The organism is Sabulicella rubraurantiaca, from assembly GCF_017355885.1.
In the GTDB taxonomy this organism is placed as follows: domain Bacteria; phylum Pseudomonadota; class Alphaproteobacteria; order Acetobacterales; family Acetobacteraceae; genus Roseococcus; species Roseococcus rubraurantiacus.
In genome coordinates this window covers 345352-361882 of sequence record NZ_JAFEUU010000004.1, presented here as the reverse complement: position 1 = coordinate 361882, position 16531 = coordinate 345352, and the positions used below count along the sequence as shown (strand labels likewise).

At 70.5% G+C, this 16531-nt stretch carries 16 protein-coding genes, 1 tRNA gene and 1 pseudogene; 14 read left to right on the top strand and 4 right to left on the bottom strand.

The genetic code is table 11. From position 1 onward, the window contains the following. The 5 genes and pseudogenes from JTJ31_RS24615 to JTJ31_RS10370 all read left to right on the top strand — a co-directional run. A pseudogene (locus tag JTJ31_RS24615) lies at positions 1-110 on the top strand (IS630 family transposase); the annotation flags it as partial. 43 nt (positions 111-153) lie between these two features. Then, a complete protein-coding gene (locus JTJ31_RS10385) occupies positions 154-597 on the top strand; it encodes a nucleoside deaminase (RefSeq protein WP_236020056.1) in 444 nt (147 codons plus the stop codon). Positions 598-828: 231 nt separating this feature from the next. Next, positions 829-2802 (top strand): hypothetical protein, encoded by a 1974-nt coding sequence (locus JTJ31_RS10380; RefSeq protein ID WP_207538566.1) that lies wholly within the window; start codon positions 829-831, stop codon positions 2800-2802. Then, positions 2799-3818 (top strand): TAXI family TRAP transporter solute-binding subunit, encoded by a 1020-nt coding sequence (locus JTJ31_RS10375; protein WP_207538565.1) that lies wholly within the window; start codon positions 2799-2801, stop codon positions 3816-3818. The genes JTJ31_RS10380 and JTJ31_RS10375 overlap by 4 nt, the downstream gene beginning before the upstream one ends. 52 nt (positions 3819-3870) lie before the next feature. Beyond that, positions 3871-5109, top strand: a complete 1239-nt coding sequence (locus tag JTJ31_RS10370; RefSeq protein ID WP_207538564.1) for a sensor histidine kinase — start codon at positions 3871-3873, stop codon at positions 5107-5109. A gap of 67 nt (positions 5110-5176) precedes the next feature. Here JTJ31_RS10370 and JTJ31_RS10365 read toward each other — a convergent pair. After that, positions 5177-5251, bottom strand: a tRNA-Thr gene (locus JTJ31_RS10365). Positions 5252-5374: 123 nt separating this feature from the next. On the opposite strand from JTJ31_RS10365, the gene efp reads away from it, so the two are divergent. The 9 genes from efp (at position 5375) to JTJ31_RS10320 (ending at position 14955) form a co-directional block, all read left to right on the top strand. Next, positions 5375-5944, top strand: a complete 570-nt coding sequence (gene efp / locus JTJ31_RS10360) for an elongation factor P (RefSeq protein WP_207538563.1) — start codon at positions 5375-5377, stop codon at positions 5942-5944. A gap of 71 nt (positions 5945-6015) precedes the next feature. After that, a complete protein-coding gene (locus tag JTJ31_RS10355; protein ID WP_207538562.1) occupies positions 6016-6867 on the top strand; it encodes an inositol monophosphatase family protein in 852 nt (283 codons plus the stop codon). Between the two features lie 2 nt (positions 6868-6869). Continuing rightward, positions 6870-7412 carry an OmpA family protein gene (locus tag JTJ31_RS10350; RefSeq protein ID WP_207538561.1) on the top strand — a complete coding sequence of 181 codons (543 nt, stop codon included), beginning with the start codon at positions 6870-6872 and terminating at the stop codon, positions 7410-7412. 10 nt (positions 7413-7422) lie between these two features. Then, the gene (locus tag JTJ31_RS10345) at positions 7423-8574 is read left to right on the top strand and encodes a flagellar motor protein MotA (protein WP_207538560.1); all 1152 of its coding nucleotides are present in this window, start codon (positions 7423-7425) and stop codon (positions 8572-8574) included. Further along, positions 8561-10198 carry a peptidoglycan -binding protein gene (locus JTJ31_RS10340; RefSeq protein WP_207538559.1) on the top strand — a complete coding sequence of 546 codons (1638 nt, stop codon included), beginning with the start codon at positions 8561-8563 and terminating at the stop codon, positions 10196-10198. Before JTJ31_RS10345 ends, JTJ31_RS10340 begins: the two co-directional genes overlap by 14 nt. 7 nt (positions 10199-10205) lie before the next feature. Next, positions 10206-10835, top strand: coding sequence for a uracil phosphoribosyltransferase (gene upp / locus JTJ31_RS10335; protein ID WP_207538558.1), 630 nt, complete (start codon positions 10206-10208; stop codon positions 10833-10835). Positions 10836-11111: 276 nt separating this feature from the next. Then, positions 11112-13310, top strand: a complete 2199-nt coding sequence (gene glf, locus JTJ31_RS10330; protein ID WP_207538557.1) for a UDP-galactopyranose mutase — start codon at positions 11112-11114, stop codon at positions 13308-13310. Between the two features lie 5 nt (positions 13311-13315). Then, positions 13316-14425 carry a beta-glucosidase gene (locus JTJ31_RS10325; protein ID WP_207538556.1) on the top strand — a complete coding sequence of 370 codons (1110 nt, stop codon included), beginning with the start codon at positions 13316-13318 and terminating at the stop codon, positions 14423-14425. Between the two features lie 32 nt (positions 14426-14457). Continuing rightward, positions 14458-14955 carry a YciE/YciF ferroxidase family protein gene (locus JTJ31_RS10320; RefSeq protein ID WP_207538555.1) on the top strand — a complete coding sequence of 166 codons (498 nt, stop codon included), beginning with the start codon at positions 14458-14460 and terminating at the stop codon, positions 14953-14955. Between the two features lie 15 nt (positions 14956-14970). Here JTJ31_RS10320 and JTJ31_RS10315 read toward each other — a convergent pair whose 3' ends face one another. The 3 genes from JTJ31_RS10315 to JTJ31_RS10305 all read right to left on the bottom strand — a co-directional run bounded on the left by JTJ31_RS10315 (position 14971) and on the right by JTJ31_RS10305 (position 16530). Beyond that, a complete protein-coding gene (locus tag JTJ31_RS10315; RefSeq protein WP_207538554.1) occupies positions 14971-15717 on the bottom strand; it encodes a Crp/Fnr family transcriptional regulator in 747 nt (248 codons plus the stop codon). 128 nt (positions 15718-15845) lie between these two features. Next, positions 15846-16220 (bottom strand): phage tail fiber protein, encoded by a 375-nt coding sequence (locus tag JTJ31_RS10310; protein ID WP_207538553.1) that lies wholly within the window; start codon positions 16218-16220, stop codon positions 15846-15848. Between the two features lie 13 nt (positions 16221-16233). Next, a complete protein-coding gene (locus JTJ31_RS10305) occupies positions 16234-16530 on the bottom strand; it encodes a hypothetical protein (RefSeq protein ID WP_207538552.1) in 297 nt (98 codons plus the stop codon). Position 16531 lies beyond the last annotated feature (1 nt).

Here is a 16531-nt window from a genome sequence, read left to right as displayed (position 1 = left end):
CCGCCCGCACCATCGAAGACCTCTGGGATGCCATCCGCGACGCACTGCCGGCCTTCACGCCAGCTGAGTGCGCCAACTACTTCACCGCGACAGGGTACGAGCCCGAATGAGCGGATTCTGCTCTAGGCCAGCCTGCACCGCATGGACGAGGACATGATGCGACGCGCCATCGCGCTCGCGACGAAGAGCGCGGGCGGGCCCTTCGGCGCCGTGGTGGCGCGCGGTGGCGAAGTGCTGGGCGAGGGAGCGAACAACGTCGTGCCGGGGCGCGACCCGACCCTGCACGCTGAGATCGTCGCGATTCGCGATGCGTGCCAGCGGATGGGCACGCACGACCTCAACGGCGCGACCCTCTACACGAGCTGCGAGCCCTGTCCGATGTGCCTTGCCGCCGCGTGGTGGGCGCGCATGAAGGAGATCGTCTTCAGCAACAGCCGCGCCGAGGCGGCGCGGATCGGCTTCGACGACGCCGCGATCTACGAGGAGGTGTCGCGCCCGCTGGAGGAGCGCCGCCTGCCGATGCGCCGAATCCTGGCGGCGGAGGGGTGGCAGGGCTTCGAGGAGTGGGCGGCGCGGCCGGACAAGCAGATGTATTGAGGCATGGAGGTCACAGCCGGGGACCGGATGGCTAAATGGTCATCATATGACTGGCGATGAAATCGCATCCCTTGCTATGATCGCCGCGGTTGAGGACCGGGAATTCAAGACTTGCACGATGAAGGACCGCCAAGCCCCAGACCTGTGAGGGCGGGTCAAACAATTCCCCCGGGACAATGGACCTCGGGTGGGCTTCTCCTCGTGCGTGGAACGCGGCGCGGACCCGCGGGCGTGGATCTGGTCGCCGTGGTGCCGGGCAAGGGCGTCGTCCTGCTGGAGATGGCGCCTCGCTGGACGGATGAGGCGGTGCAGCGCCTCCGCCACTTCCTCGACGAAAGCGGCTTCACGGACGCGTATCCCGGGTTTCTGCCCATCGCGCATCGCCTCTTCGGCGAGATGGATGCCTATCAGCTCGAACCACTGGTCGAGCAGGCGATGTCGCTGGAGCCACCCCTCACCATCCAGGACGACCTGCCGTGGGAGGAGGAGGTCGCGCGGCTGCTCCATCCGGCCGGGCTTGCGCCGGTGCCCCGTCCCGGCGCGGCCCCGCGCGTGGAGGTCGCGCGGGCCAAGGATACGCAGCCCATCATCGTCGCGGCTCCCGCGGAAGCGCCTAACCCGGCCGTGGTGGAGGCTGAGGCAGAAACCGAAGCGCATCCGCCCGTGGCGCCTGGCCCGACGCGCTCCCATCGGATGGCCCTGCCGCTTGTCGCGGCACTCGTCGTCGCGGGCGGCGGCGGGCTTTACGCGGCCACGCGAGGCAATTTCTTGCTGCAAGATAGCCAGCATGGAACCGCCCTCCTGGCTGCGGGCTGGACGACCCTGAGCGATGCGGTGCTGAGGCGCGCCACGTCCTTCACGAACCGGGAGGATGCATCCGCTTCCCCCGACGCCCCCGCGCCGCGCCCGCCACATCCCGTCTTCGCCGCCGTTTCGGAGACGACCACCAGCGACGCCGCGCCCGGTCCGGGTCCCGACGCAGCACCCCATCCAGTTGCTCACATTGCGTCCGTCTCGGTCACCGAGGCCGCGTCGCCCGCGCCCGAGGCGCCCCTGCCCGTGCAGGCGGGGAAGAACGCCCCACCGGACGAGAAGCGCAGTTCCCGGGAAGGTGGGCCGCGGCCCACAGCGAAGGCGAAGCGGCCCGCACCAGCGGAGCCCACGCCGGAGGAACCAGCCCGGACGCAGGCGCCCCAGCCACCAGCCAGGACCGAGCCGGCACCGACCCTGGCGGCTCCGGCCGAGCCCATTCCGGAGGAGCCGCCACTGGCTGAGGCGCCGCGGCCTCCGGCCGCATCGGCCACTCCTCCGACGCGACCCATGCCGGAGGCGCCGGCCGTCGCGGCTGCGCCTCAGCCTGCCCCGCAGGCGGCGCCACCCTCACCGCCCGCCGCGCAGCGGATGGAGCCCATGCCCGAGGAACCGGCGTTGGCCGAGGTCCCGGCGCCCCCCACGGCCACGGAAGCGCCGCGTGAGATCGCGCGACCCGCGCCCCCGGCCGAGCGGCTGCCTGAGGAACCTGCTCTGGCGGAGCGTCCAGCCGCGCCCGCCCCTCCGCGATCCGAGCCCATCCCGGAGGAACCGGCCCTGGCCCAGGCTCCGGAGCCGCCGGCCCAGCGCGCCGTGGCTCCAGCGGGACCTGCCGCCGTGCCTCCCGCCCCGGCTCAGGCACCGGCTCGTACGCCCGCTGCACCTGTTGCCGTGGCTCCAGCGCCTGCGCCAGTTCCGGCTCCTGCGCCTGTCGCATCCGCCGTGACACCCGCGCCAGCGCCTGTGCCCGCTGCGCCTGCCGCAGTGGCTTCCATGCAGGCTCCCACCCCCGCGCCGGCTCCGTCTCCTGTGCCGGCTGTGACGCCGGCCCCGGCCGCGACGCCCGCACCAAGGGGAGAGGCTGCGAGCCCCGCCCAGCCTGCCGCGCTTGCGCCGGAGGTCGTCGCCCTGATGCTGCGCCGCGGCCAGGGATTGCTGGAGCAGGGTGACATCTCGGGCGCGCGCCGCTTCCTGCAGCGTGCTGCCCAGGCCGGGAACGCGCCGGCCGCGCTGTTGCTGGCCGAGACACATGACCCGCGCTTCCTTGAGGCGCGCGGTGCGCGCGGATTGCAGCCGGACGCCGCGCAGGCGCTGCGCTGGTACCGCCGCGCGGCCGAGCTTGGCGCGACGGACGCCGCGCCACGGATCCGCGAATTGGAGAGCCAGACGAGATGAAGCCCGCCACCCCCGCCACGCGCCGCTTCCTGCTGGGTGGCGCCTTCGCCGCCCTGGCAGCGCCCGCCTTGGCACAGGGCACCGGGCGGGGACCTGGCGCTCCCTGGTCCGGCGGCACCACCCCCTTGAACCTCAACGCGATGACCGCGCGGGCCAATGCCGGGACGGTGGGCGTCATCTCGGGCGGGGTGGACGGGACCTATGTCCGCTTCGCTGCCGACCTCGCCGCGGTGCTCGACAGCGATGAGCTGCGGATCGTGCCGGTCATCGGCAAGGGCTCGATCCAGAACATCCACGACATTATGCTGCTGCGCGGCATCGACATCGGCATCGTGCAGTCCGATGCGCTGGCCTTCGCGCGCCGGAACCGGCTGCTGCCGGGCGTGGACCACCTGATCCAGTACATCACGAAGCTCTACGACGAGGAGATCCACATCCTCGCGCGGTCGGACATCACCTCGACGGAGCAGCTTTCCGGCCAGGTGGTGAACGTGGATGGGAGGGGATCGGGCACGGCGATGACCGCCTCGCTCGTCTTCGAGGCGCTGGGGGTCCAGCCGCGCGTCGCCCACGACACCCAGGACGTGGCGCTGACCAAGCTCCGCGCCGGGGAGATCGCGGCAATGATGTTCGTAGCCGGCAGCCCGGCGCGCATCTTCTCGGGTGTTCCGGCCGATTCCGGGCTGCGCTTCCTGCCCATCCCCGCTACGCCCGCCCTGATGGAAACCTACCTGCCTTCCGCTTTGACACATGCCGCCTATCCGGCGCTGGTGGCGGACGGGTCGGAGGTAGAAACGATTGCCGTGGGGGCGGTGATGGCCGTCTATGCCTGGCCGCCGGGCACGGAGCGGCACCGCAAGGTCGCGCGCTTCGTGGAGGCGCTGCAGTCGCGCTTCGACGAGTTTCTGCGCCCGCCGCGTCACCCGAAATGGCGCGAGGTGAACCTGGCTGCCGAGGTGCCGGGCTGGACGCGCTTCGATGCGCGCGCCACGCCGCGCGTCACCCAGCGCTACTGATAGGCGGGTCCGCCCGGGCGAACCGGCCCGGGCCTCGTGTGTTTGAGCGGGCATGGCCAAGGAAGCCCCGCCGACCGGCAAGTCCGAGCAATTCAGCCAGAGCGCCGCGCGCCTGCGCATGCACCAGCGCATCCTCCGGGATTTCGGCCGGATCGCCCTGGAAGACCTGGAGGTGCGGCCGCTGCTGCAGCGTGCCGTGGCGCAGGTCGCCCGCGCTACTGGCGTCCGCCACACCAAGGTGATGCGCTATCGCGTAGACCAGGGCGACCTGCTCATGGAAGCCGGCGTCGGGTGGAGGCCCGGTATCGTGGGCAAGGCGCGCTTCGGCTCCGATCCGGCCTCGCCCTCCGGCCGGGCGCTCCAGACCGGGCAGGCCGTCGTGATCGACGACATCCGTGGCCACTCCGAGTTCCGCCAGCACCCCGTGATCACGGAGCACGGCATCGTGTCCCTGCTGAACGTCCCGGTCACCTTCGACGGCGTGAACTGGGGCGTGCTGGAGGCCGACAGCAATGAGCCCGGGCATTTCGACGATTCGGACATCGAGTTCCTGGAAGCGATGGCCGCCCTGATCGCGGGGGCCCTGCAGCGCAGGGATGCCATCGAGCGGAGCGAGGCCGCGGCCTCGGAGGCCGCGGTGCAGGCCGAGCGCGGCGTGGTGCTGCTGCGGGAGCTGCAGCACCGCAGCAAGAACAACCTCGCCCTGGTGGTGGCCATGCTGGCCCGCGAGCGTCGTGCGGCCACGGCCGAGCAGGACACGCGCGGCGCAGGCCGGCTGGAGCGCCTGATGCAACGCGTCACGGCGATCGCGCTGGCGCAGGACCGCCTCACCGTGGCGGAGGCAGGAGGCCGCGGCGACGGGACGGGAACCGACCTTGCCGGCTATCTGCGCGCCCTCCTGGGCAGTCTGGAATTGAGTCTCGAAGGCAAGGTCATCATCGAGACCGCGCTGGAGGAATGCGTGCTGCCCTTCGACAAGGCGGTCGCAGTGGGGCTGGCCACGAACGAGCTTGTCACCAACGCCGCCAAATATGCCTATCCGGAAGGGCAGGAAGGCGGCGCCGTGCGCGTCACCCTCGTAGCCGACGAGGCGCGTGCCGAGGCCGCGCTGACGGTCGCCGATGACGGGCGCGGCATTGGCGCCTTGCCCAGCAAGGCGAGGCATTCCGAGGGGGGCGGGCAGGGGCTCGAACTCCTCGGCCAGCTTGCCCGGCAGCTCGGAGGCGAGATCGAGTTCGAGAGTCCCGAGCGCGGAACCAGCATCACCATCCGCTTCCCGCTGATCATGTGAGGGCTGGCCGAAGGCAGGTAGGAGCAGCCGCGCCGAGGCGAGCCCAAATGCCGGATCGGGAAGGGGATGGTGCTGTTGGAGAGGATTGAACTCTCGACCTCTCCCTTACCAAGGGAGTGCTCTACCACTGAGCTACAACAGCGCTCCGGCGCTTCCCTAGACGCCCCGGCGAGCCGCCGCAAGGGGGTCCGGGTTGCCCAAACGCGCCCCCCCGTGTAATCCCGCGCCACCCAATCAACCCCACCAGCGACGAAGGCGGCCGCCCATGGCGAAGATGCAGGCCAACCAGATGCGTGCCGGCATGGTCATCGAGTTCGAAGGCCAGCGCTACACCATCCTCAAGCAGAACATCATGATCCCCGGCAAGGGCGCCGCCGTGATCCAGGTGGAGATGCGCAACATCAAGACCGGCGCCAAGAAGGACCAGCGCTGGCGTACCGCCGACACGGTCGAGCGGCTGACGACCGAGGACAAGGAGTTCACCTACTCCTATGCCGATGGCGAGAACCTCGTCCTCATGGACCCCGAGACCTACGAGCAGACGCAGGTCCCCTCCGCCATCCTCGGCGACCGCCTGCCCTTCCTGCAGGAGAACATGACGGTGAATGTCCGCCTGATCGAGGGCGACCCCGTCTCCATGGACCTGCCCGAGACGGTGACGCTCGAGATCGCCGAGGCCGACCCGGTGGTGAAGGGGCAGACCGCCTCCTCTTCCTACAAGCCGGCGATTCTTGTGAACGGCGTGAAGACCATGGTGCCGCCCTTCATCACGGCCGGCGAGAAGATCGTGGTCCGCACCGAGGACGCTTCCTACATCGAGCGCGCCAAGGGCTGACGCCCCAAACCCGGCCGGGCGGCGGCGGGCCGCCCGCGCCGAACCTGCCCAAACCTATCAGGAACGCTGTCATGTCCGGCGCCTCGCCCCGCCTTTCCCCCGCGCTCAACGTCGTCGTCTCGGCCGTCCGCAAGGCGGGCCGCCGCCTCCTGCGCGACTTCGGCGAGGTGGAGCAGCTTCAGGTCCAGTCCAAGGCGCCCGGCGACTTCGTCTCCGAGGCGGATATGCGGGCCGAGCGCACGCTGCGCGAGGATCTGTCCCGCGCCCGCCCCGGCTTCGCCTTTCTGATGGAGGAAAGCGGCGCCTCCGGCGACAAGGACTGGGAGTGGCGCTGGGTGGTGGACCCGCTGGACGGCACCACCAACTTCCTGCACGGCATCCCGCACTGGGCCATCTCCGTCGGCATCGAGAAGCGCACCGGCGAGGGCAAATCCGAAGTGGTCGCGGGCGTCATCTATAATCCCGCCGCCGACGAGCTGTTCTGGGCCGAGAAGGGCATGGGCGCCTTCCTGAACGACCGCCGCCTGCGCGTGTCGGGACGGCGGGACATGACCCAAGCGCTCTTCGCCACCGGCATTCCCTTCGCCGCCGTCCCGCGCAAGGGTGAGTTCGTGCAGACCCTGGCGCGGCTGATGCCGCAGGTCTCGGGCATCCGCCGCTTCGGCTCCGCGGCGCTCGACCTCGCCTGGCTCGCGGCCGGCCGTTACGACGGGTTCTGGGAACTCGGCCTGAACAAGTGGGACATTGCCGCCGGCCTCGTCATAGTGCGGGAAGCGGGTGGCTATGCCTCCTCTCCGGATGGCGGCGACGCCTATGCGGAGGGGAACGTGGTCGCGGCGAACCCGCACCTCCATCCCCGGCTGCGCGAGGCGGTGAGCGAGGGCATTGCCGCCGTCGCCGCCCGCCGCCCCGAAGGCGCCTGACGGTGCGCCGGCGGGCGCTGGCGCTGCTCCTGCTGGCCCCGCTTCCCGCCGGGGCGCAGGAACGGTCGCGCCCCGCTCGCCGCCGTCCTCCCCAGGCGGCACCCATCGCGCAGCCCCCGCCGCCGCCCATTGAGCCCGAGCCGGAGCCGGAACCCCCGCCGCCTCCGCCGCCGCCCCGGCCGCTGAACGACCCGCCCTTCCAGCTCGCGCCCGGCGTCACGGAAATACCGCCCGCAGGCTGGCGCGTCGGGTTTGCCCCTGGAGCCGCGACGCTCGACCCGGAACAGGCGGGGGCATTGGGGCGCATCGGCGCCCGCCTCGCCGAGCGGACCACGGGTCGCGTCACCCTCCCGGCCGAGGCCGCCGATTCGGGCGACCTTTCCGATACCCGCCGCCTCTCCCTGGCGCGCGGGCGCACCGTGCGCGCGGCCCTGGAAGCCGGCGGGCTGGAAGGGAGGCGCATCGACATCCGCGCCCTCGGCGCGGGTGAGGATCAGGTGCTCATCCTACCCCCGGGCGTGACGCCCGCTTCCCCGGACCGCTAAGGTGGACGCGATGACGCAGCCGCTCCTTTACCTCTGGCGCATGCTGGGCTTCCTCGCGCTGGTGACGGTGGTGGCCATCCTGCTGCATGCGGAACTCCTGGACGCCTTCGCGACCAACCCCGTCCTGAACGGGGTGATCGTGTTCGTGCTGCTCTGTGGCATCGCCTGGACCATCCGGCAGGTGCTGCTTCTTCGGCAGGAGGTGGCGTGGCTCGAGGCCTTCCGCGCCCCGCGCGAGGGCGGACGCGCCCAGCCCACGCCGCGTCTCCTCGCCCCCATGGCCTCCATGCTGGCAGCGCGGCGCTCCGACCGGCTTTCCCTCTCCGCCGCCTCCATGCGCTCGGTGCTGGACGGCATCTCTTCCCGCCTCGATGAGCAGCGGGAGATCTCGCGCTACGCCACGGGGCTGCTGATCTTCCTTGGCCTGCTTGGCACTTTCTGGGGGCTGCTCCTGACCATCAGCGCGGTGGCGGATGTGATCGGGGCGATGAGCCTCGGATCGGGCGACGTGAACGCGCTGTTCAACCAGCTCAAGGCGGGCCTCGCACAGCCGCTGCGCGGCATGGGTGTGGCGTTCTCCTCGTCCATGCTCGGCCTCGCGGGCTCCCTGGTGCTCGGTTTCCTCGACCTCACCGCCGGGCAGGCGCAGAACCGCTTCTACACGGAGCTGGAGGACTGGCTGGCCGGGCAGACCCGCCTTGCCTCCGGCGTGCTGGGCGGGGAGGGGGAGGGCGGATCCGCCCCCGCCTATCTCCAGGCCCTGCTGGAGCAGACCGCCGAGAATCTGGAGGCGCTGCAAAGCGTGATGGCGCGCGGCGAGGAGGCGCGCGGCGCCAATTCCCAGGCCCTCGCCGCCCTGGCCGAGCGGCTCGCGGTGCTCACCGACCAGATGCGCGCCGGGCAGTCGCTGATGCAGCGCGTGGCCGAGGCGCAGGAAAGCCTCGCCCCCGCCCTGGCGCGGCTGGCCCAAAGCCAGCAGCAGGGCGGCATGGACGAGGCGAGCCGCGCCCATCTCCGCAACGCCGAACTCTACCTTGCGCGCATCCTGGAGGAGGTGACCCAGGGCCGCGCCCAGTCCACGGCGGAGCTGCGCTCGGAGATCAAGCTTCTGACGCGGACCATCACGGCGCTGGCGGAACCGCCCACCCATGGCCCGGGCTAGGCGCGGAGGCCTCGAGCCCTGGCCGGGCTACGTGGATGCGCTGTCCACGCTGCTCATGGTCACGATCTTCGTCCTGCTGGTCTTCGTGCTGGCCCAGGGCTTCCTGTCCTCCGCCCTGTCCACGCGCGACCAGGCGTTGGAGCGGTTGAACCGGCAGGCGGCGGAACTGGCGGAGATGCTCTCGCTGGAACGCACCCAGGCGGAGGAACTGCGCGGACTGCTGTCCCGCGCCGCCGACGACCTCCGCGCCGCCACCGGGGCGCGCGACTCGCTTTCCGCCCAGCTCCGCGCGGTGACGGCATCCCGCGACCAGGGCGCGGCGGAGGCCGCTTCGCTGCGGACCGAGCGTGATCGCCTCGCTGCCCGCCTCGCCGATCTGGACGCCGCCCGTGCAGGCACCGCGCAGCGCCTGACCGGCGCCGAGGCCCAGCTGGCCGAAGCGCTGCGCCGCGCCGAGTCCGCAACGGGCGAGGCGGCGCGCACCGTCCAGCGCTTGAACGAGCAGGGAAGGGAGCTCGCCGCCGAGCGCGACGCCCTCGCCGCGGAACGCACCGCCCGCTCCCAGGCCGAGGCGCGCATCGCCGAGCAGACCCGCGCCATCACGGCGGAGCGCGCTGCGCGCTCCTCGGCCGAGACCCGCCTCGCCGAGACAGAGCGCCGCGCCCGCGAGTCGGAAGGCGCGCTGGAAACCGCGCGCGCCGACCTCGCGACGTTGCGCCGTCTCCAGGCTGAGGCCCTGGCCCAGCTGGAGCAGGCGCGCCGCGATATCGCGGCGCTGCGCGAGGCGGAGGCGGCGCTGAACCGCACCGTCCGCGCCGACCGCGCCACCATCGAGGCGCGCCTCGCAGACGTGGCCCGCCTGCAGGGAGAGCTGAGCCGCCTCAACGCCCTGCGCGACGAGGCGGAGCGCCAGGCCCGGGCCGCCCTGGCCCGCGCAGGCGAGGAGGAGCGGCAGCGCCGTGCCGGCGAGGCTGAGGCGCAGCGCCTCTCCGAATCCGCGCGGGCCGAGATTGCCCTGCTCAACCGCCAGCTGGACGAGTTGCGGGGTCAGCTGAACCGCCTCGCCAATGCGCTGGACGCCGCCCAGTCGCGCGACCGCGAGAGCGAGGCGCAGGTGGTGAATCTCCGCGCCCAGCTGAACGCCGCCCTGGCCCAGCGCGTCGAGGAGTTGCAGCGCTACCGTTCCGAGTTCTTCGGCCGGCTACGCCAGGTGCTGGGCGACCGGCCCGAGGTGCGCGTGGTGGGTGACCGCTTCGTGTTCCAGAGCGAAGTGCTTTTCCCGCCCGGCTCGGCCGATCTTTCGGCGGCGGGCGTGGCGCAGATCCGGCAATTGTCGCGCGTGCTGCTCGAGCTGTCGCAGCGCATCCCGCCGGATGTGGCCTGGATCCTGCGCGTGGATGGCCATGCCGACCGCAACCCGGTTCGCGGCGGCCGCTTCGCGTCCAACTGGGAATTGTCGGCGGCCCGGGCCATTGCCGTGGCGAATCTGATGATCGAGGCGGGGCTGCCCGCCAACCGCATCGCCGCTGCGGCCTTTGGGGAGAACCAGCCCCTCGACGCCGCTGATACGCCGGAAGCCTATGCCCGCAACCGCCGCATCGAGGTGCGGCTGACCGATCGGTGACGCGCCCATGACCGGACTCCGCATCCCCGACAATGCCTTGCTGCGCCACAAGCTGGCCCGGCTGCGCGACCGCCGCACCGACAGCGCCGGCTTCCGCCGCCTCCTCGCCGAGATTGGCGCGATGCTGACCATGGAGGCCATGGCCGACCTGCCGGAGCGCGAGGAGGCGGTGGAGACGCCCGTCACCGCGACGCGCGCCCAGATGCTGGCCGCGCCCGAGCCCTGCCTTGTCGCCGTGCTGCGCGCGGGGCTGGGGCTGCTGGAAGGGGCGCGCGGCATCCTGCCGGAGGCGCCGGTCGGCCATCTTGGCCTCGTGCGCGACGAGCATACGCTGGTGGCGAGCGAATATGTCGTGCGCCTTCCGCGTGACCTCGCCACGCGTGGCGCGCTGGTGCTGGATCCGATGCTGGCGACAGGCGGCAGCGCCGTGCAGGCCTTGGCGCGGGTGAAGCAGGCCGGTGCCACTTTCATCCGCTTCGCCTGCGTGGTCGCGGCGCCGGAAGGACTGCGGGCGCTGCGCGACGCGCACCCCGATGTTCCCGTGATCGCCGCCGCGGTGGATGAGAAGCTGAACGAACGCGGCTACATCGTGCCCGGCCTGGGTGATGCAGGAGATCGCTGCTTCGGCACGGAATAAAGTCATGCGATCCATGACTTTGTTGAAATGTCATGTTGCATCGCATGCAACCCGGAGAGGAACGAGTCGTTTCAGACCACGTCGGGAATAATCCGGCGTGCCGCCCTCAAGTCCTGCCCTGGCAGTGTGAACGCGAGAACGTGCCGCGGGTTCCCGCTTGCGCATTCCATGAGGGACAACTTGATGACCGGCTCCAATCAGAACAACGAATTATCGCCGATCTTCTGCTTCTCGCATCTTCGGTGGAACTCGGTGTTCCAACGGCCGCAACATCTCATGTCCCGATTTGCGCGGGCCCGAGACGTTTATTTCATCGAGGAACCAGTCTCCGGCTCCGAATCTACGATCCGCATCGAGACCTGCGCGCGCACCGGCGTGCGCATCTGCGTCCCCGTCCTGGCGCAAGGCGAGGGCGACGCGACGATGCGTCGCCTGATCGATGGCCTGCTTTCCGGGAAGGGCGATGCGGTGGCGTGGTACTACACGCCCGCAATGCGGTCGTGGAGCGCGCATATCCGTTGGAAGGCGCTCGCCTATGACATCATGGACGAGCTGTCGGCCTTCCGCTTCGCCCGCACGGACCTTCCGGAGCTGGAGCGCCGCCTGATCGCCGAGGCTGACGTCGTCTTCACCGGCGGCCGCTCGCTCTACGAGGCGAAGAAGCAGCTGCACGCCAACATCCATTGCTTCCCCTCGGGCGTGGACCGCGCGCATTTCGCGCAGGCCCTCGCGGGCCTGCCGGACCCTGCCGACCAGGCGGAGATCATGCGCCCGCGCCTCGGCTATTTCGGTGTGATCGATGAGCGTCTGGACCTCGACCTGGTCCGTGCCCTGGCCGAGGCCCGGCCCGACTGGCAGATCGTCATGATCGGCCCGGTGGTGAAGGTGCGCGAGGAGGAGCTGCCGCGCGCCGAGAACATCCATTGGCTTGGCGGGCGCGACTACAAGACGCTTCCCTCCTACCTGTCCAACTGGGATTTGGCGTTGATGCCCTTCGCCTTGAACGAGGCGACGCGCTTCATCAGCCCGACCAAGGCGCCCGAGTACCTCGCGGGCGGCAAGCCGGTCGTCTCCACCCCCGTCGCCGACGTGGTGACCCGCTACGAGGGGATCGAGGCCGTGGAGGTGGTGGAAGGCCACGACGCCTTCGTCGCCGCCTGCGAGCGCGCCCTGTCCTGGAAGTCGCTGCCCGACCAGGCGAAGGTGGACCAGCTTCTGGACACGATGAGCTGGGACGGCATCCACGCCGCCATGGCCGCGCTTTTGCACCGCGCCACGCAGCGCCACGGTGCTGCCGCTCCGGCGCTGCGCGTCGTCTCTGCCAAGTCGGCGGACTACCTCGTCGTCGGCGCCGGCTTCGCCGGGGCGGTGATGGCCGAGCGCATCGCCTCCGCGGGGCATCGCGTGCTGGTGGTGGACCGGCGCGACCACATCGCCGGCAATGCCTATGACCATCAGGACGGCGCCGGCATCCTGATCCACAAATACGGTCCGCATATCTTCCACACCAACAGCGATGAGGTTCTGGCCTACCTGTCGCGCTTCACCCAATGGCGCCCCTATGAGCACCGCGTGCTGGCGGAGGTGGAGGGGCAACTCCTCCCCATGCCGATCAACCGCACGACGCTGTCGCGCCTGTTCGACAAGGACCTGCCGGACGACACGGCTGCCGAGGCCTTCCTGAAGTCCCTGGCCGAGCCGGTGGGCGAAGTGAAGACGGCGAAGGACTTCGTCATCTCCGCCGTGGGCCGGCGCCTCTACGAGCTGTTCTTCGAAGGCTACACACGCAAGCAGTGGGGCCTCGACCCGTCGCAGCTCGACCGCTCGGTGACGGCGCGCGTGCCGACGCGCACCAACACGGATGACCGCTACTTCACCGACAAACACCAGTGCATGCCGCTGCACGGCTACACGCGGATGTTCGAGAACATGCTCGACCACCGCAACATCACCGTGATGACCGGCGTGGATTTCCGCGAGGTGCCGCGCGCCAATTTCGGCCATGTCGTCTACACCGGCCCGGTGGACGCGTATTTCGACCACCGCTTCGGCCGTCTGCCCTACCGCTCGCTCCGCTTCGAGCACGAGACGGTGGACCGGGAATGGGCGCTGCCGGTCGGCACGGTGAACCAGCCTTCTGCCGACGTGCCCTTCACCCGCACGACGGAGTTCAAGCACCTCACGGGCCAGCAGCATCGCATGAGCAGCCTGTGCCGCGAGTTCCCGATGGGCGAGGGCGATCCCTACTACCCGATCCCGAACCCGGAGAACGCGGCGCTCTACAAGCGTTACGAGGCGCTGGCGGATGCGGAGAAGGGCGTGACCTTCCTCGGCCGCCTGGGCACCTACCGGTACATGAACATGGACCAGGTGGTGGGCCAGGCCCTCGCCACGGCGCGGCGCCTCATCCCCGCCACGCGCGATGCGGGCGCACCCCGCACCGTCATCCAGGTGGCCGCGCCGCAGAAGGCCTGAACTGAGTGACGGCCTGCCGCTTCCGCTCCTTTGCGATGGGCGGATTTGAAGGCTCCACCCACCGGCGGCGGGACCGCCGGCGGGTGGACACGATCGCCTCCTCGGCGCACGACCTCTATGCCCGGCGGGACTATGCCCTGACGCGGGAGATGGGGATCGCGACGACGCGCGAGGCCTTGCGCTGGCACCTGATCGAGCGGGAGGAGGGCAGGTTCGACTGGTCCTCCGCCCTGCCCATCGTCCATGCCGCCCGTGATGCCGGGGTGGAGGTGATCTGGGACATCTGCCACTGGGGCGTGCCCGAGGGGCTGGATGTCATGTCGCCCGAGTTCCCCGGCCGCGTCGCCCGCCTCGCACGCGCGGCGGTGCGGATGCTGCGCGCCGAGGGCGCGCCGGTGGGCGGCTGGGTGCCGGTGAACGAGATGTCGTTCTGGGCCTGGGCCGGCGGTGCCATGGGGCATTTCGAGCCCTGGCTGGAAGAGCGGGGCTACGACCTCAAGCGCCAGCTTTTCCGCGCCCACCTGGCGGTGATCGAGGAGCTTCGCCATGCCGGGGCGCGCGAGCCGGTGGTGGTCGCCGAACCCCTGATCAACGTGGTGCCCGAGGTGGGCGACCCGGAATCCGCGCGCCTCGCTCATGGCCACAACGAAGGCTCCTTCGAGGTGGTGGACTGGCTCCTCGCCGAGGATCGCGACAGCGTGGACGTGGTGGGCTTCAACCATTACCCGCACAACCAGTGGGTCTGGGGCGGTCCTCAGATCTGGCTGGATGATGGGCGGTTCCGCCGCCTCGCCGGCCTGCTCGCCGACGCCCATGCGCGCTTCGGCAAGCCGCTGATGCTGGCCGAGACAGGCGCCGAGGAGCCGCGCGGCGATGCCTGGATGGCCTATGTGGCGGAGGAGGTGGGCAGGGCCCTCACCGCCGGCGTGCCGGTGGAGGGGGTCTGCGTCTATCCGATCATGGACTACGCGGGCTGGGACAATGAACGCCACGTTCCCTGCGGCCCGATCCGCCGCGATGCCGTGCAGGGAAGGCACCTCCGCCCCGGCCAGGCCGCCGCCATCAAGGCCGTGAACGCCTTGCGCGAAGGGCGGCGCGACGTCCGGGCCGCCTGAGCGTTCCCAAGCCGCCGATCAGGAGGATTTCCATGGCGATGAATCTCGACAAGCTGTTTCTCGATACGCTCAAGGACATCTACTACGCCGAGCGTCAGATCCTGAAGGCGCTGAACAAGCAGGCCCGCGCAGCGCAGCATCCCGAACTGAAGGAGGCCTTCACCCTTCACCGCGAGCAGACGCAGACGCAGATCGAGCGGCTGCAGCAGGTCTTCGAGATCCTGGGCAAGCGCGCCCAGGGCATCACCTGCGAAGCGATGAACGGCATCCTGGAGGAGGCGTCGGAGCTGCTGGAGGAGGAGCCGGAGGCGAGCCCGGTGCGCGACGCGGGCCTCCTGGCCGCGGCGCAGTGCGTGGAGCACTACGAGATCGCGCGCTACGGCACGCTGATCGCCTGGGCCAATGCCGCCGGCAAGCAGGAGATCACTGACCTGCTGAAGCAGAACCTCGAGGAGGAGAAGCAGACCGACGAGCTGCTGACCCGCCTCGCGGAAACCATGGTGAACCCGGAGGCCGCGAAGGCGGCCTGACCGGGCGGGGGATGGTCACAGATCCTGGACCATCCCCTCCGCCAGCTCGGTGAGCATGGCGCGGTCGGAGAGGCGCAGCTTCTGGTGCGCCGGCTCCTCGATCCATTTCTGCTTCTTGAAGTGGCTCAGGCTGCGGCTGACCGTTTCCAGCGTCAGCCCGAGGAAATCGCCGATATCGGAGCGCGTCATCGGCATGGGTAGCGGGTCGGGCACCGCGCCGCGGCGCCGGTAGGCCTCCTCCAGCCCCAGCAGGAAGGAGGCGACGCGCGCCTCGGCGGAACGGCGCCCCACGGTGACGAGCTGATCCTGCGTCGCTGCCAGTTCCTGCAGGCACATGTCCAGCAGGCGGCGCTCCATCACAGGATGCCGGCGCAGCAGCGTGTCGAGCCGGCCGCGCTCGATGCGGCAGAAGGACGCGCCGGTGAGCAGTTCAGCGTCATACGGATAGGTCTTGCCGGTGCCGTAGCCGACGATGTCGCCGGCGAAGCGGAACCCCACCACCTGCTGCTTGCCGTCGGAAAGCAGGCGCGACAGCTTCACCACGCCCGCGCCGATGGAGAAGGCGCGCACCGCCGGGTCGCCCTCGCGGAACAGCATGGTGCGGGCGGATTGCGTGACGCGCTCGCTTTCCGCGGAGATCTCGTCGAGGGCACTCGCGTCCAGCGGCTGGCACAGCCCGGCGAGGCGGCCGCCGCAGCCGATGCAAGGGTCGGTCATCATGGCATCGCGCAGGGCCGGCCGGATTACGTCCCGTGTCGCCACCGGGCTGTTGCTCCTGTTCTTCAAAGGTGAAGCTAGGTTCTGCCAGGGCCCTGTTTCAACCCGCGCAGCCTTCCTTAGCCTTTCTAGTGGAAAAATCGCCCCGGTGGCATTCCGCCGGGGCGCTTCCGTCATGCGCCGGCGACGGTGAAGGCGCCTGGGTTGATCGTCACCGTGCCCGGCCCCGCGACAGGCGCCGCCTGGGCGAGCGCGGAGAGGGTGAGCGGATTGCCGCCCGCCGAGGCGTCGAACAGCCCCACATGGGTGTAGGTGCCGGCGGCCGCGGTGAAGGTGAAGCGCACCGCCTCCGCATTCAGCTGCGATCCGGTGCCCGTGAAGGTGACGCGCTGGCGGGCATAGCCATTGCCCACCGCCTCGCCCGTCAGCCCGGTCGCGGCGCTGCCGCCCGTGCCGAGGGCGAGGAACACCGCGCCCGGCAGGGCCGGGGAGCGGCCGCACAGGGCGCGGGTCAGGATGTTCTTGGCATGGTCGGTCAGGTTGCTCATGCGGCTCTGCTCCTCAGATGTCGGTGGCGTCAGCGAAGATCGGCGCGCTGCCATCCGCAGCAGGGATGGCGCGAATGGCGCGGTAGAGATCCTCCAGGGCGAGGGTCGTGGGGTCGTCCATCGCCTCCAGGGCGAAGGCGGCAAGGCGTTGCAGCCGCGCCTTGCCGCCTTCGCGCGCCTCGGCATCCCGGAAGCCGTGCATCACCGCCTCCACGACGCCGGCGGTGCGGTCCAGCTGGACATGGGTGATGCACCAGTAGCTGGCGGCCACCCCCGTGTTGTCGAGTTCGATGGGCTGATGGAAGGCCATG

What these genes read in the sequence shown, in the direction of transcription:
- upp (WP_207538558.1), top strand. Translation starts at nt 10,206, where the DNA reads ATGACCGGACTCCGCATCCCCGACAATGCCTTGCTGCGCCACAAGCTG.
- JTJ31_RS10355 (WP_207538562.1), top strand. Translation starts at nt 6,016, where the DNA reads ATGTCCGGCGCCTCGCCCCGCCTTTCCCCCGCGCTCAACGTCGTCGTC.
- JTJ31_RS10385 (WP_236020056.1), top strand. Translation starts at nt 154, where the DNA reads ATGATGCGACGCGCCATCGCGCTCGCGACGAAGAGCGCGGGCGGGCCC.
- JTJ31_RS10310 (WP_207538553.1), bottom strand. Translation starts at nt 16,220, where the DNA reads ATGAGCAACCTGACCGACCATGCCAAGAACATCCTGACCCGCGCCCTG.
- JTJ31_RS10375 (WP_207538565.1), top strand. Translation starts at nt 2,799, where the DNA reads ATGAAGCCCGCCACCCCCGCCACGCGCCGCTTCCTGCTGGGTGGCGCC.
- JTJ31_RS10320 (WP_207538555.1), top strand. Translation starts at nt 14,458, where the DNA reads ATGGCGATGAATCTCGACAAGCTGTTTCTCGATACGCTCAAGGACATC.
- JTJ31_RS10345 (WP_207538560.1), top strand. Translation starts at nt 7,423, where the DNA reads ATGACGCAGCCGCTCCTTTACCTCTGGCGCATGCTGGGCTTCCTCGCG.
- JTJ31_RS10305 (WP_207538552.1), bottom strand. Translation starts at nt 16,530, where the DNA reads ATGGCCTTCCATCAGCCCATCGAACTCGACAACACGGGGGTGGCCGCC.
- glf (WP_207538557.1), top strand. Translation starts at nt 11,112, where the DNA reads ATGTCCCGATTTGCGCGGGCCCGAGACGTTTATTTCATCGAGGAACCA.
- efp (WP_207538563.1), top strand. Translation starts at nt 5,375, where the DNA reads ATGGCGAAGATGCAGGCCAACCAGATGCGTGCCGGCATGGTCATCGAG.
- JTJ31_RS10370 (WP_207538564.1), top strand. Translation starts at nt 3,871, where the DNA reads ATGGCCAAGGAAGCCCCGCCGACCGGCAAGTCCGAGCAATTCAGCCAG.
- JTJ31_RS10340 (WP_207538559.1), top strand. Translation starts at nt 8,561, where the DNA reads ATGGCCCGGGCTAGGCGCGGAGGCCTCGAGCCCTGGCCGGGCTACGTG.